Raw genomic sequence first — 14,445 nt, forward strand, 5'->3', positions numbered from 1 at the left:
GGACCGACGCGGTCAGATTACCAGCGAACCTGACCGCCGAAAGGACTCAATTCGAACATATGATCGAATGATGGGGAAGCTGCCGTCGATCGGATACAACGGCCAACCGCTGCGCGAGCCGTTGCGGGTGGTGCGCCCGCCCATCACCGTCCTCGTCGACCTGACCGTGCTCTTCCCCCGCGCCCCGCACCGAAACGGCCGATACCATCCGCACGGCCTACAGATGCACAAAGTCGTCGAGGCCGCCCTGAGCTGCTGGGGGATCTGCGAACAGGGCGACTGGTGGGGTTTGGTCACCTATGACATCGCCTACGGGTCCAAGCACAAATCCGTGACGCACTGGGTGCCCGCGTGGACGCTGCTACCCAAGGTTCAGAAGCGTTAGGGCAGCTCGTCAGCGAGCAGTTGAGCCAGGTGGATGCCACGGCGGTCGGTCAGATCATCCAGCTGGGTGCGGCAGGAGTAGCCGTCGGCCAGGATTGTCGCCGCCGGTTGGGCTGCGCGCACCGCAGGGAGCAGCTGCTGTTCGGCGACGGCAACAGACACCTCGTAATGGCCTTTCTCGACACCGAAATTACCCGCCAGACCGCAACATCCGCCCACGCGCGTCACATCGGCGCCGGCGGCGCGCAGCAGCGTCGCATCCGGACTCCAGCCCATCACCGAATGGTGATGGCAGTGCGGTTGGGCAATCACCTGCCTGCCCGCCAGTGACGGCGGCGCCCAGCCCCGCTCGGTCAGCAGCTCGGCCAGGGTGCGGGTACTGGCTGAGACGTGTTCGGATTCCGGTCCACCCACGAGTTCGACGGCCTCGGACCGCAGCACCGCCGTGCACGACGGTTCCATCCCCACGACGGGAACACCACGGCGTGCGCTCGACGCCAGCGTCGCGACGGTCTTGCCGAGCACGCGTCGTGCCGCGTCGAGCTGGCCGGTCGAGATCAAGGTCAGCCCACAGCATTGCTGTTTGGCCGTCAGCGTCGGCCGATAACCTGCCGCATGCAGGACCCGCACGGTCGCGATACCGACTTCGGGCGCGAAGTAGTTGGTGAACGAATCGACGAAGAGGACCACTTCGTCTCCACCGGTGAATGTTTCGGCATGGTTGGCGAACCAGGAGCGGAATGTCCTGGGGGCGAACGGCGGGATGGTTCGCCTGCTGTCCACCCCGGCGACCGCGAGTGCAGCGGGCCCGACCAGCGGTAGTTTCAGCGCCGCATTCGCCAATTTCGGTGCGGCACTGGCCAATTTGGCCCAACGCGGTAACCAGCCGAGTGAATAGTGCGCCGCGGGCCTGATTCGCCGACGATAGCTCTGATGCAGCACTTCGGCTTTGTAGGCCGCCATGTCGACCCCGGTCGGACAGTCCGATGCGCAGCCTTTGCAGGACAAGCACAGGTCGAGCGCCTCGTGCACCTCAGGGGACCGCCAGCCGCCGGTGACGTCGGTGCCATTGATCATCTCCTGCAGGATCCGAGCGCGCCCACGGGTCGAGTCCTTCTCTTCGCGGGTCGCCGCGTAGGACGGGCACATCACCTCACCGGTCGCGCTGTTGTCGGCCCGGCACTTCCCCACCCCGGTGCACCGGTGCACAGCCTGGGTGAAATCGCCGCCGTCATGCCGGTAGGCCAGCGCCAGGTTGGTGCGCAACGACGGTGCAGCGGGTACCCGCAGATCGGCGTCGAACGGTCGCGGGTCGACGATCACGCCGGGGTTGAGCAGGTTATCCGGGTCGAAGGTGTGCTTGACCGCGGCCATCAGCGCGATGGCCTCGGGCGAATACATCAGCGGCAATAGTTCGCTGCGGGCGCGGCCGTCGCCGTGCTCGCCCGAGAGCGATCCGCCGTACCCGGCGACCAATGTTGCTGCCGCCATTAGGAATTCGCGGAATATCGCGGTGCCACCCGGCTTGTCCAGGGGAAAGTCGATCCGGACGTGCATACAGCCGTCGCCGAAGTGACCGTAGGGCATTCCGGTGACACCGAAATTGGCCATCAGGGCATCGAAGTCACGCAGGTAGTCGCCGAGTCGATCAGGCGGAACCGCGGCGTCCTCCCAGCCGGCGTGGGCAGGCCTACCAACCGGGCTACGGGCCGACAGGCCGGCCCCGTCGGCCCGGATCCGCCACAGGGCGGCAGCCCGAATTGGGTCCTGTACCACCAGGGAATCCATTGCGCCGCAACTTTGTCCGACGCGTTCCGCATTCGCCAGCGCCTCGGCCAAGGTGTCGCCGACCACTTCGATGAACACCCAAGCCGCGCCACTCGGCAGAGGCGGGACCGCGCCGGGGCCCTTGCGTTCGCGGACCACCTCGACGATCCGCGAATCGATCCCCTCACAGGCCGTCGGGCGATGCTCGAGGATCGACGGCGTCGCATCGCCGGCCGCGGCGATATCGGGGTAACCGAGGACCACGAGAATGCTGTGGGCCGGGTCGGCCACCAACCGCACGGTGGCCTCGGTGCACACCCCGAGCGTGCCCTCGCTGCCGACGAGAAGGCGTGCGACGTCAAACCTGTTCTCCGGCAACAGATGTTCGAGCGAATAACCCGACACCTGGCGACCGAACCGGCCGAATTCGGTGCGGATGGTGGCAAGCCCGGAGCGGGTGACGGTGGCTAGCTGCTCCAACATCGGCGAGGCAGGTGGGCCGACGGACGCATCCAGTCGCAACTCCTCACCGCGCGCAGTCAGTATCCGCATCGCCGCGACGTTGTCCGAGGTCCGGCCGTAGCCAAGCGCGCGCGAGCCGCAGGCGTTATTGCCGATCATGCCGCCGATCGTGCACCGGGTGTAGCTGGAGGGATCGGGACCGAACCGCAGGCCGGCGGGTGCCACCGCCTGCTGCAGCACGGACTGCACCACCCCCGGTTGCACGACCGCGGTATGCGATTCCGCGTCGATGGACAGCACCCGGTTCATGTACCGACTGAAATCCAGCACCACTCCTGCGCCGACAGCATTACCCGCGATCGATGTGCCTCCCCCGCGTGCGGTCAGCGGTATCCCCTCGCGCCGGCAGGCCTCCAGGGTCGCTGCCACCTCATCATGATCAGCTGGGAAGACCACTGCCGCGGGCGTGACGCGGTACAGGGACGCGTCCGACGAGTACGCCGCACAAGTGGTGCCGTCGTCGCGCACATCCTTGATACCCGCGCTGCGCAGGACATTCCGCAACGCCTCGGTCCGGATCATTCGTAGCATGCTACACGCTTCGTAGCATGCTACGAAGCGTGTATTTTTGTTACAGTGCGTCGATGGCCGACGCACAGCTGGAGCTCACTTCGCTGCCATTCGCGCCTGGTAGGCGAGCCGAGCAGGTGATGGACGCGGTCCGCGCCGCACTCGATAACGGGGTGATGCGGCCCGGTGTGAAGTACTCGGTCTATCAATTATCCGAGGCGCTGGGCGTGTCCCGCACCCCCGTCCGAGATGCCCTGCTGCGCCTGGAGGAAGTCGGGTTGATCCGCTTCGAGGCCCGTCAGGGATTCCGCATCCTGCTGCCCGACCCCCGTGAGATCGCCGATATCTTCGCGGTCCGCCTTGCCCTGGAGTCGCCTGCCGTCGCGCGTGCGGCCACGGTGTGCGACGCCGCACTCACTGCCCGCCTGCGCGACCGGATGGAACTGCTGGGCGCCGCGGCAGCCACAGGGGACGAACACACCTTCGCCCAACACGATCTGCTGCTGCATGACGACATCCTCGAAGCCGCAGCCAATTCCCGCGCCAGGGAGATCATTCGGTCCCTGCGCGAATCAACCCGCCTGCTCGGTGCCAGCACCGCCGAACGGTCCAGAAGCCTGCACGAGATCGACTCCGAGCATCTGCCCATCGTCAGCGCGATCATCGCCAACCAACCCGAACGGGCGGTCGATGCAATGCGCAGCCACCTGACCACCACTGGACGCCTGTTGGTCGCACAGGCCATCCGCGATCAGGGCGCCGACCTCGACACCGATACCGTGTGGGCGCAGGCCGTTGCGCCGACTGTGTAGGAAGTCGTCGCGAATCCAGCGACTATTCGACGAAAACCTACACAGTCGACGAGTACTTAGGAAGTCATCGCTCGCCAAAATCCCAGTACTGCAAGTACTTCACCGTTGCGAAGATCAGCAGAGTGACCACATAACAGGCGATGATCACCAGGGCGCCGATCGAGCTGGTCCGCCGGTCCGCGCCGTCCACCGGGTCGAGCCAGCGGCTGAACGGTCGCGACGCCCACGGCATCAGCCACCAGGTCATCAGTGTGACGCTGGTGACCTGACTGAGCCACATCGCCAGCCACGGCGGCGCACCGAGATGGTCGAGCACCGGACCGAGGAATCGCGACAGGACCATGACCGTCGGGTAGAGCACCAACAACAGGATCATCGCGGACTTCCAGTCCGGCGTCATGATCGTCATACCGTTTTGGGTGCGCACCGTGGTCGCGAACGGAGTGGTCGACGATACCGGCGCGAATTCCTTGGTCAGGCTGGACCGTAACTCGCCGAGCACCTCGTCGCGCTCGCGGGACTGCAACCACACCGATAGCTGCGCCTGCGTGCGGAACCGGACCACCGACAGCCACTCACCTCCGGCCGGTGGCGGAAACAGCGAGGTTCCGTCGTAGCCGGGGAAGCCCGCGCTCGCCTCGGCCAGCTCAAGTTGAATCGCCAAAAAGTCGTCCTGTTTGCCCGCCGCAACGCTGTGCCGGAACGCGCTGGTACCAGGCGGTGGGGCCTGGCCATTGACGATCACCAAATCGGTTGTGCTACTCCAATAACCGCGAGCTTCTCCGGCGGAGACGATCGCCACCCGATCAGGTCCGTCCAGCCAGGCATGCAACTGATCTTCGGTCTCGAAGGTGACCGCGACGGCCCAGTCGAAGCGCCGGCCGTCATGCACCGATGACGTGGCGGTACAAAAGCCCGCCGCGGTGCGGGCAGATGCGATCAGCTCGGCAAGCCACGCCTCGAAGCCCTCGGCATCATCGACCGGGTGGAAGACGGTGACCGCTGTCGACACTTCTGGCGATTTCACAGCGGACGCTAGTCGGCCGTCACCGGGCGGCCCTGGACGTAGACCTGCGCGATGGAGCTCTCACGGATACCCATCAGCAGTCCGAACAACGTCTGGTCCCTGGCCAGTTCGGGGTTCTCGGCACGCACTGCATTGGCCAGCGAGGCGCCGAGGGCGGACGTCTCAGCCGCGTCGATCACCACGAAATCCGCCTCCTTACCGATATCGAAGTTACCGAATCGGCTTTCCATATCGAGTGCCCGTGCGCCGGCGAGTGTTCCGATGAACAGCATCTCGGCGGGATGCATCGACACACCGTCATCACCCGGCTCGGAGATGTGCACCTTGAAGGCGTCACCGAGGACCCGTGGGATCAGCCATTCATCACCACCACCGAAATCCGTTCCCGCAGAAATGTTCACGCCGGAGGCAACGGTGCGCTTCCACGGCATCGTCCCCGAGCCGAGGAACAGCTGCGATACCGGGCAGTGCGATATCGAGGTACCGGTTTGGGCCATCCGCTCCAATTCGACGTCCTGGCAGTGCACGCAATGCGCCAGAATCGTGCGCCGACCCAGCAGGCTCTTACCTCCGACAGCAGAGCCGGGCAGGAACTTTCCGTCGTAGGTATCCAGGTAGGTGTCGACCTGGTACACCTCCTTGGTGCTGTCGACCTCGCCGGTCCCCGGCCGGTTGTTCTCGTTGAGGTGGCTGTGGACGTACACGCCCCGGTCGCGTACCGAGTCGTACAGGTCGCCAAGGTTTTTCAGAGTTTCGGTGGTGACCGACAGCGAGAACCGCGGGACGATCGCGACATGCAGCAGCGCAGTGTCCGGGTTACCGGTGTCGGCACCGTGCCACTTGTCGATCTCTTCGCGGGTCAGCCGAATGGCATCCTCTTCCGATGTCAGCAGCGGCTGCGCGGTCTCACCGCCGACAGTCTGGATACCTCGCCCGCTGACCATCCGCAGACCGCGGCGCCGCGTCTCGGCGAACAGGGCCTCCTGTGCGTGCGGAAACGCCGAACCGAAGACCATGGCAGCGGTGGTTCCCGCCGCCACGCGACGGTCACAGAATTCGACGGCAGCGGCCTGCGCGAATTCCTCGTCGGCGAACTTCGACTCCGAAGGGAAGATGCACAGGTTCAGCCACTCCAGCAGTTGGCCACCGCCGTAGGAGTCGCCTGCGTAGGTCTGCGGGAAATGAATGTGGGTGTCCACGAAACCTGGTAGCAGAAATCCGGGCCGATGATCGAGCACGGTTGCGTCCTGATACTGCGCAGGTAGCGCCGCCCGTTCACCGCAGTAGATGATCAGCCCGGCGTCGTCGATCACCAACGCACCGTCGGCAATCGAGACCAGTGCGGCAGCGGCCTCGGTGAGCAACGGGCTACCGGCGATATGGAACACGTGCCCGAGGTGAACCTGACTCACAGCAACTCCCGCACGGTAGAGAAGACAGAACCGCAACCCCGGTGCACCGGTGCACCCATCACCCCAGGACGGTTCGACCATACCTATCGACCCCACCACGGGCGCGACGAACTAGTCGACGCGAACGAAGAATCGGCAAACCACAACGCTGCCAGCGGCCGAGTAGCCTATTCTCGGCCGGGTCACCGTGAGTTCGCTGTGATGACGATGTGCCAACGCATGGGGGCCGGAATGGACCTGAACACCATCACCGAGGTCGTCCGAGCGCCTGCCGATCCGCCAGGCGCTCAGTGGCGCTACGGTGACGCATGGCTGGCCGGCGGAACGTGGTTGTTCTCTGATCAGCAGCCAGATCTGCGCCGGCTCATCGATTTGGCGCCACTGGGCTGGAACGACGTCGTCGTGGTCGACGATGGGTTGCAGATCGGCGCCACCACGACAATCCATGACCTCTATACGTTCGCCGCTCCCGTTGAGTGGCGGGCCCGCGGATTGTTTGCTGCCAGCTGTGAAGCGTTCCTGGCCTCGTTCAAGGTGTGGAATTCCGCAACGGTGGGCGGCAATATCTGCATGGCGCTGCCTGCCGGTCCGATGATCACGCTGACAGTCGCGCTCGAAGCCACCTACACGCTGCTCGCGCCGGACGGTACCGAACGCACCGTGCCTGCCGTCGATTTCGTGACGGGAAACCACCAGACGATCCTGGCGCCCGGCGAGCTGCTCCGCCATATTCACCTACCACTGCGGGCATTGCGAAAGCGCTACACGCATCGTCGCTTCACTCTGACGCATATGGGTCGGTCCACGATTTTCATGATCGCCACCCAGAGTCCGGGGACAACCGATCTGCTGCTCACCATCACCGCAGGTACCACCAGGCCGGTCCAGCTGGCGTTCGATACCGTTCCCGACGCCGACACCATGGCCCAGACCCTCGCGGCGATACCCGATGACCTGTGGTTCGACGACCCGAACGGAACTCCCGACCACCGTAAGCACCTCGCGCACCACTACGCCCAGGAGATTCGCGATGAGCTACACGGTTAACGGGCAAGACTTCGAGGCCGAACCCCGGCCCGGGCAATGCCTGCGCACCTATCTGCGGTCACTGGGTTGGCACGGTGTCAAGAAAGGTTGTGACGCAGGCGATTGCGGTGCGTGCACCGTGTGGTTGGACGGTCAGCCCGTGCACAGTTGCATCACTCCCGCGTTTCGCGCCGACGGTCGCGAGGTCACCACGATCGAAGGCCTTGGCACACCGGACAATCTGCATCCAATGCAGCGGCAGTTCCGCGACGCACCTGGTTTCCAGTGTGGCTTCTGCACCGCTGGGATGATCATGACGGCGGCCACCTTCACCGACAGTCAGAAGGATAATCTGCCGCGGGCATTGAAGGGAAACCTCTGCCGCTGCACGGGCTATCGCGCCATCGAGGACGCCGTCAACGGCGTATCGGCGATCGAGGAAGCCAAGCCGGGTCAGGCTGTCGGCACCAGTGTCGGTGCGCCGGCAGCCACCGGGGTGGTGACGGGCACCGTCGAGTTCACCATGGACACCGAGGTGGCCGGGATGCTGCACCTGAAGGTGCTGCACTCGCCGCACGCGCACGCCCGCATCGTGTCGATCGACACCACCGCGGCGCTGGCTGTCCCCGGTGTGCACCGCGTCTACACCTGGAAGGACGTGCCGCGGCGCCGCTTCAGCACCGCGATCCATACCGATCACCTCGTCGACCCCGACGACACCTACATCCTGGACAACGTGGTTCGCTTCGTCGGTCAGCGCGTGGTGGCGGTCCTGGCCGATTCGGCGGGGGCGGCCGAGGAGGGCTGCCGTCAGGTCCACGTCGAATACGATTTGTTGCCAGCTGTTTTCGACCCGACCGAGGCGATGGCTGACGGGGCGCCCCAGTTGCATGGGTCAGCAGATCAGTTCGTGCGGGATCCTCAGCGCAATATCCTGCTCGAACTGCACGGCGAAATCGGCGACGTGGAATCGGGTTTCGCCCAAGCCGACGTCATCCACGAAGGCACGTATTTTTCGCCGCGGGTCCAGCATGCGCATCTGGAGACCCACGGCGCGATCGCCTGGACACAGGATGGCCGGCTGCATGTGCGTACCAGTTCGCAGTCACCGTCGATCGCCAAAGTCAAACTCGCACATCTATTTGCGCTGCGCCCCGACCAGCTGCGGGTGTTCTGTGCCCGTGTCGGCGGCGGCTTCGGCGGCAAACAGGAGCTGATCGCCGAGGATCTGGTCGCCTTGGCCGCGCTCGACACTGACCGGCCGGTGTGTTGGGAGTACACCAGAGAAGAAGAGTTCACCACCGCGTCACCGCGCCATCCCATGCGCATCAGCGTTAAACTCGGCGCGAAAGCCGATGGCACGTTGACCGCCGTCGAGTTCCGCAACGTGTCCAATACCGGCGCGTACGGCAATCACGGCGGCGAAACGTTATTCGCCGGAGGCGCCGCTGTCGCGCTGTACCGTTGTGCCAACAAGAAATTCGACGCCTGGTCGGTATACACCAACACCGTACCGAGCGGTGCGCTGCGCGGGTACGGCATGACCCAGCCCGCTTTCGCGGTCGAGTCGGCCATCGATGAGCTGGCGCTCGCGCTCGGGATGGACCCGCTGGAAGTGCGCAGGCGTAACGTCGTGCGTCCGGGTGACGCCCTGCTGGGTATCGACGACCACCCCGATGATGTGGCGTTCACCGAGGACGGCCTCGGTGCGTGCATCGACCTGGTCGAGCAGGCACTGGCGCGACACGCTGCCCAGACCGATGACAACCTCGGCGAGGACTGGTTGATCGGCACCGGTACGGCAAGCTCCATCCACGAGACGGCGCCGCCGACGGATCACATCTCCGAATGCTGGGCCACGCTGCGCGATGATGGGATCTACGACATCGCCGTGGGTACAGTCGAATTCGGCGAGGGGACCTCCACCGCACATGTGCAGATCGCGGCGACAAAACTCGGGACGACGCCGGCCAGGATCAACCTGATCCAGTCGGATACCGATCGGACCGGATTCGATACCGGGGCTTTCGCCAGTGCCGGTCTGTTCGTGGCCGGCAATGCCGTGCAGAAAGCGTCGACCGCGCTGGCCGACCGCATCCTGGCCTTCAGCGCATCGCATACCGGAGCCGATGTCAACGATTGCGCCATGGATGACGACGGGGTGCTGTGTGGTGAGCAGCGACTGTCGCTGATCGACATCCTGGCCGCGGGACGCGCCCGCGGTATCCGATTCACCGAGGCCCGCAAGGCATACGGATCACCGCGGAGTGTCACCGCCAACACTCACGGCTTCCGAATCGCCGTGCACCGCATCACCGGTGAGATACGCATCCTCTACAGCGTGCAGGCCGCGGACCCGGGGGTGGTGATCAATCCCGCGCAGGTGCGCGGCCAGATCGAGGGCGGGGTGGCCCAAGGCATCGGTTTCGCGCTGACGGAGAACTTCCACGTCGACGACACCGGAGTGATGGTCAACCCGAACCTGCGCAATTACCGGATCCCGACGTTCGCCGACATCCCGCGGACCGAGGTTCTGCTTGTGGAAACCCTTGATTCGGTGGGTCCGATGGGTTCCAAGGGGATGGCCGAATGCTGTATCAACCCGGTGGCACCCGCCTTGGCCAACGCACTGCAGGATGCGACCGGCGTACGCTACCGCGAACTACCGTTGACACCGGAGCGGATCTACGCGCGCCTCGGCCTACCCGGAAAGACCCATGGACGAGAAAAAGCCGACTGACAACGCGGCGACAGTCATCATCGGGCAGCGGGTACGCGAAGGATCCGAGCAGGACTTCGAACGCTGGCAGCGGGATATGAACAGCGAAGCCGCCAAGTATCCCGGCTTCATCGGTGCCGAGATCAACCCCCCGACCGCTGTGCAGCCCGACTGGATCGTGATCTACCGCTTCGACTCGGTCGCCCACGTGCAGGCCTGGATCAATAGTTCCACCCGGCAATCCTGGCTGGCCAAGGGCAAGCCGTTCGTCGCAGGCCCCGGCACACAACAGGTGATCGGTGGTGGCGCCCGCGCGACGGACCCGCTGGTCACCGTCGTCGTCACCCACCGGGTCGCCAAGGAAAACGTCGAGGATTTCCTGGCCTGGCAGGACCGACTCCATTCGGCGGAAAGCACATTCGAAGGTTTCCGCGGTACCGAACTCTTTCGCCCCGTCGAAGGCGTGCAGGACGAGTGGACGGCGCTGTACCGCTATGAGACCGCTGACGACCTGGACAAGTGGCTGGTCTCCAAGGAGCGCCAGGCACTGCTCGCCGAAGGCGAGAAGTTCTCCGATTTCCACTCCAGGACCATCGACAATTCGTTCGGCAGCTGGTTCGCGTTCGAGGACAACGGAGCCGAAGCGCCACCACCATCGGATACCAAGACCTCGATTGCCGTGTGGGTGGGGCTCTATCCCACCGTGGTCCTGCTGACCTTGGCGACCTGGCCGCTGAAACTGCCGATCTGGCTGGGCATGCTCGTCGGCAACCTGCTATCCAGCTTCGCGATGAGCTTTCTGACCATGCCCTACTACGTCAACCCGCTGCTGAAGCACTGGCTGCGGCCGCCGCCGGGTGTGTCTGCGGCCAAGTCCAATTGGCGCGGTATCGGCATCGTGGTCGCGGTGATGGCGTTCTGGGTGGTGGTGTTCTATTTGGTCACCGAGGTCTTCTGGCACCTCGGCGGTTAGCGCCCGGCCAGCGGAGCCGCCCCTGTCACACCAGGCACCGGCGGCAGAGTGCCGATCAGCGTAGGCGTCAGCGTCTTCGCGTCAGGCGCCGCCCGCCCCAGTCCGTACTTGCGCACTTCGGAACCCCCGCCGATCAGCAGATCCGCACCCATGGTGGTACTTGTGGTGGCGACAGTGACGCCGCCGGGAAACGGTGCAAATGAGGCTGTTTGGGCGAACTGGACCGCGTCGGTGTGATGGTTCGGGCTCTCCAGATACATCTCCGGTTGACCGTCCAGCAGCGATCCCGTCGACCACACCCGCACGGTGCCGTCGCCGGCCACCTGGCCGGTCACGATGCTCTTCGCGCCGCCCTCGACGCCGGCGACCCAGCCGGTCGACAGTGTGGTGCCGCCGGTGTATCCCTCGTCGTAGGCCAGGAATTCCGAGGTCATCACCGGTTCGTTGGGCTTGCGGGTGTGCTCGGGCACCGTGCCGTTCGCGATCGCCCGCGCCGTCGGGGTGTACAGGTCGTAACGCCAGGTCCGGACCCGGGAGCTGTCCCCGGCGCCGGGAGCTGTCACGATGGTCTCCCGCCCGGACCCGGCGTCGACCATGCCCGTTGCGACGCTCACCCCGGACTGCGAGCCGGGATACGGCGTGAAGGCGGAGAACACGTCGGGCGCCTGACCCGCGTCGCCTGCCAGCTTCGACGAGAACACCTTGATCTGCGACTCCATCCCGGGGCCCGAGCCGACGATGATGTTGTCGGCCAACGCGTTTCCGTCGATATCGGCACCCGCGACGTTGACGCCGCCGGTGAAGTCCTCGTCGAACGGTGCGAACCGGGTGATCTCAGTCTTGAACAGCCCGTCCTTGGTGTTGTTGCCGTCGTAGACGGCGACCTCGGGTGCGACACCCTTGCCGGTGCCCGCGACGAGGTCGAGGATGCCGTCACCGTTGACATCCGCCATCGCCACCGACGGGGTGCCCTCGAAGTCCGGGAACGGGTAGACGGTCTGCAACACCTTGTCGCCGTTGGCATCCCGTACCTGTACCGACGCGGGCTTGCCGGTGGAGCCGGGCACCGCGACCGCGTAGGTCGACACCTCGGGGATGACGTTGATCAGCGCCATCAGGCCGTTGTCTTCGTGGTTGAGGCGGTGGCAGTGGATGACGTAGGTGCCCGGGTACTCCAGGAACTCCTGACGCAGGGTCAGGATCGCCGGCGTGCTGACGACGTGCATGTCGTTGAAGACCGGTGCAGGCACGTTGACGTTGTCGACGCCCCACGGTTCGATACCGGTCTTGCCCCGGTTCGGGTCGTCGATCTCCATCACTTGAAAGTCGTTGACGTGGATGTGCATTGGATGCGCGTCGTTGTTGAAGTTGGTGATCTTCCATTCCTCGACGGAGTTCAGCCGCGGCTGGATCAGCGGGACGTTCGGGAACCCGGCGGGGTCGAACATGTAGATGACGGCCTTGGGGTCGTTGCTGCTGGCCTTGTCGCCACCGATGGTGTCGACGATCGTCATCTCCCGCTTGACCGCGGGCGTCATCACCGCCGTGTCCACGAAGGAGGTGTATGCGTCCAGGTTCTGGCCCGGTTCGAAGGCGGTCGTCTGACCCGACCCGCTGGTGTCGGGCGTCGCGTGGATCAGCGTCTGGGTGGGGAAGACGAAGAATCCGTCGGCGAAGCTCATGTACTTCGGATCCACGGTGAGCGTGCCCAGCACGGCGGGGGTGTGCTCGGTGCCGTTGTTCGTGTACACCACGCCGGGAAGTGTCAGCGGCTTCGCTCCGGGGTTCGGCGGGAAGTCCAGAACCAGATCGCCTTCTTTGGGCATCGTGACCGCAATCGCGTACCGCGATCCGGGCGGGATGCTCAGCGTGGTGCCGTCGCCGTAGACGGGCCGCTGCACCTGCGTGTAGGGGTTGCCGTCCTGGCCGACGATCGAGAACTTCGGATGGTTTCCGGTGGCGGTCTCGGTCAATCGGACTGTCATGTAACCGATGTCGCTGATGTTGGCCACCGCCCAGATCTCCGTCTGGCCAGGCTTGATCTTCAGCTCGGGCTGGAACTGGCCGTTGACGGTGAACTGCACATCGCGCTCGTTGTCCGGCAGCGCCTCGTTCTCGGGGATCTTGAGCGTGGGACTGTCAAAACTCATCAGGTTCGGCGGGATGAACTGGGTCTGGCCGCGGTTGTTGTGCGGCGACAGCGGTCCGGCCCACCACGGGGTCAGGTATTGGGAGCCCATGCTGGTCTGGGCGATGTTCACCGGCGCCAGGCTCGGCTGATAGGTGCCGTCCGCCAGCTGGTTGCCCTCCGGCGGTGTGAGCGTACTGACGAACTGCGGCCAGCTGTAGTTGTTGAGCTCGTGTCCCTTGCCTTTGCGGTCGAAGACGTAGTTGTACTGAAAAGCCATGTCGCGCACGGGGATGTTGTTCTTGGTGACCAGCGGTAGATTGCCGTCGGGTCGCCCGATCTCCAGCAGGCCGGCCAGCCCCGCATAGGTCTGCTGGGTCGTCATCGTGTGGCGGTGGCTGTGGTACCAGTACAGCCCGTTGGGCATGTTCTTGGGCACTTCGTAGCTGTAGGTGTTGCCCATCCCGGCCGGGATCGACAGCAGCACATTGTCGGCATTGCCCGACGGGCTGACGTGCAAGCCGTGGGTGTGCAGGTTCAGCGGCGCCTCGGTCAGCTGCGGCGGGTAGATGGGCACTTCGCCGCCCTTGGGAGTGAAGGCCGGATCGTAGAAGTCCTTGATCGTCAGACCTTGGAGGTCGTTGTCGAAGTGCACGATCAGGCGCTCACCGGGATCGACCCGCAACGTCGGGGCGGGATAGAGGTTGTCCCCCTTGGTCGACCCGTCGGAACTGGTGCCCTTGATGAGGTCGAATCCGAAGACCAGGAAGCTGTCGACAGGCTCTTTGACGGTGTCGAGGTTGACGGTGCCCTGATGCGCCGAGAGTCGCACCTCAAGCACACCGTCCTTGCTGGACAGCCGGATCGGCTCCTTGAACGGCTGCGGTTTACCGTCGGGACCCGCGTTACCGCCTGGCGGTGACGACTGGTGGACGACACCGGACTCGCGGGAGCCACAAGATGTCATCGAGACGATCAGCAGCAGGACCGCAGCGATGATCGAGACCTTGCGGAGAAGTTTCACCGGGTAACCATCTCTCAGATTGCCGTCTCTTGCGCCGACAGCGCCGACGGCACCTATCCGCAGGGGGCTGCGCTCGCGTGGGGGCTGAGTATATCCACGGCGTTGCGCGGACGGTTGGTTTCAGCAAACGATTCTCCAGCC

The 14,445-nt window shown here is 64.8% G+C and carries 9 protein-coding genes; 5 read left to right on the forward strand and 4 right to left on the reverse strand.

Annotated elements, in window-relative coordinates; genetic code table 11:
• The first annotated feature begins 70 nt into the window (after positions 1 to 70).
• On the forward strand, positions 71 to 385 hold the full coding sequence (locus tag ADBZ9O_RS29885; RefSeq protein WP_526533666.1) for a hypothetical protein: 315 nt from the start codon (positions 71 to 73) through the stop codon (positions 383 to 385).
• On the opposite strand, the gene ADBZ9O_RS29890 is transcribed toward ADBZ9O_RS29885, so the two are convergent.
• Positions 382 to 3,204 (reverse strand): FAD-binding and (Fe-S)-binding domain-containing protein, encoded by a 2,823-nt coding sequence (locus ADBZ9O_RS29890; RefSeq protein ID WP_526527040.1) that lies wholly within the window; start codon positions 3,202 to 3,204, stop codon positions 382 to 384. The two genes, ADBZ9O_RS29885 and ADBZ9O_RS29890, sit on opposite strands and share 4 nt — an antisense overlap.
• A gap of 53 nt (positions 3,205 to 3,257) precedes the next feature.
• Here ADBZ9O_RS29890 and ADBZ9O_RS29895 point away from each other — a divergent pair, with 53 nt between their 5' ends.
• Positions 3,258 to 3,995, forward strand: coding sequence for a GntR family transcriptional regulator (locus ADBZ9O_RS29895; protein ID WP_526527042.1), 738 nt, complete (start codon positions 3,258 to 3,260; stop codon positions 3,993 to 3,995).
• A 64-nt stretch (positions 3,996 to 4,059) separates the two neighbouring features.
• Here the strand turns inward: ADBZ9O_RS29895 and ADBZ9O_RS29900 are convergent, their stop codons facing one another.
• The gene (locus tag ADBZ9O_RS29900) at positions 4,060 to 5,022 is read right to left on the reverse strand and encodes an antibiotic biosynthesis monooxygenase (protein ID WP_526527044.1); all 963 of its coding nucleotides are present in this window, start codon (positions 5,020 to 5,022) and stop codon (positions 4,060 to 4,062) included.
• Positions 5,023 to 5,030: 8 nt separating this feature from the next.
• Positions 5,031 to 6,434, reverse strand: coding sequence for an amidohydrolase family protein (locus ADBZ9O_RS29905; protein ID WP_526527045.1), 1,404 nt, complete (start codon positions 6,432 to 6,434; stop codon positions 5,031 to 5,033).
• 231 nt (positions 6,435 to 6,665) lie between these two features.
• Here ADBZ9O_RS29905 and ADBZ9O_RS29910 point away from each other — a divergent pair, with 231 nt between their 5' ends.
• Genes ADBZ9O_RS29910 through ADBZ9O_RS29920 form a run of 3 tightly spaced genes read left to right on the forward strand, consistent with a single transcriptional unit; the run spans position 6,666 to position 11,152 of the window.
• Complete coding sequence (locus tag ADBZ9O_RS29910) at positions 6,666 to 7,481, forward strand: FAD binding domain-containing protein (protein WP_526533668.1); 816 nt, start codon at positions 6,666 to 6,668, stop codon at positions 7,479 to 7,481.
• Positions 7,465 to 10,200, forward strand: coding sequence for a molybdopterin-dependent oxidoreductase (locus ADBZ9O_RS29915; protein WP_526527047.1), 2,736 nt, complete (start codon positions 7,465 to 7,467; stop codon positions 10,198 to 10,200). Before ADBZ9O_RS29910 ends, ADBZ9O_RS29915 begins: the two co-directional genes overlap by 17 nt.
• On the forward strand, positions 10,178 to 11,152 hold the full coding sequence (locus tag ADBZ9O_RS29920; protein WP_526527049.1) for an antibiotic biosynthesis monooxygenase: 975 nt from the start codon (positions 10,178 to 10,180) through the stop codon (positions 11,150 to 11,152). Before ADBZ9O_RS29915 ends, ADBZ9O_RS29920 begins: the two co-directional genes overlap by 23 nt.
• On the opposite strand, the gene ADBZ9O_RS29925 is transcribed toward ADBZ9O_RS29920, so the two are convergent.
• The gene (locus ADBZ9O_RS29925; RefSeq protein ID WP_526533670.1) at positions 11,149 to 14,247 is read right to left on the reverse strand and encodes a multicopper oxidase family protein; all 3,099 of its coding nucleotides are present in this window, start codon (positions 14,245 to 14,247) and stop codon (positions 11,149 to 11,151) included. The genes ADBZ9O_RS29920 and ADBZ9O_RS29925 overlap by 4 nt on opposite strands.
• Between the last annotated feature and the right edge of the window lie 198 nt (positions 14,248 to 14,445).

It is taken from the genome of Mycobacterium sp. (assembly GCF_965229105.1).
Taxonomy (GTDB): Bacteria; Actinomycetota; Actinomycetes; order Mycobacteriales; family Mycobacteriaceae; genus Mycobacterium.

What these genes read in the sequence shown, in the direction of transcription:
- ADBZ9O_RS29885 (WP_526533666.1), top strand. Translation starts at nt 71, where the DNA reads ATGGGGAAGCTGCCGTCGATCGGATACAACGGCCAACCGCTGCGCGAG.
- ADBZ9O_RS29890 (WP_526527040.1), bottom strand. Translation starts at nt 3,204, where the DNA reads ATGCTACGAATGATCCGGACCGAGGCGTTGCGGAATGTCCTGCGCAGC.
- ADBZ9O_RS29895 (WP_526527042.1), top strand. Translation starts at nt 3,258, where the DNA reads ATGGCCGACGCACAGCTGGAGCTCACTTCGCTGCCATTCGCGCCTGGT.
- ADBZ9O_RS29910 (WP_526533668.1), top strand. Translation starts at nt 6,666, where the DNA reads ATGGACCTGAACACCATCACCGAGGTCGTCCGAGCGCCTGCCGATCCG.
- ADBZ9O_RS29915 (WP_526527047.1), top strand. Translation starts at nt 7,465, where the DNA reads ATGAGCTACACGGTTAACGGGCAAGACTTCGAGGCCGAACCCCGGCCC.
- ADBZ9O_RS29920 (WP_526527049.1), top strand. Translation starts at nt 10,178, where the DNA reads ATGGACGAGAAAAAGCCGACTGACAACGCGGCGACAGTCATCATCGGG.
- ADBZ9O_RS29925 (WP_526533670.1), bottom strand. Translation starts at nt 14,247, where the DNA reads ATGACATCTTGTGGCTCCCGCGAGTCCGGTGTCGTCCACCAGTCGTCA.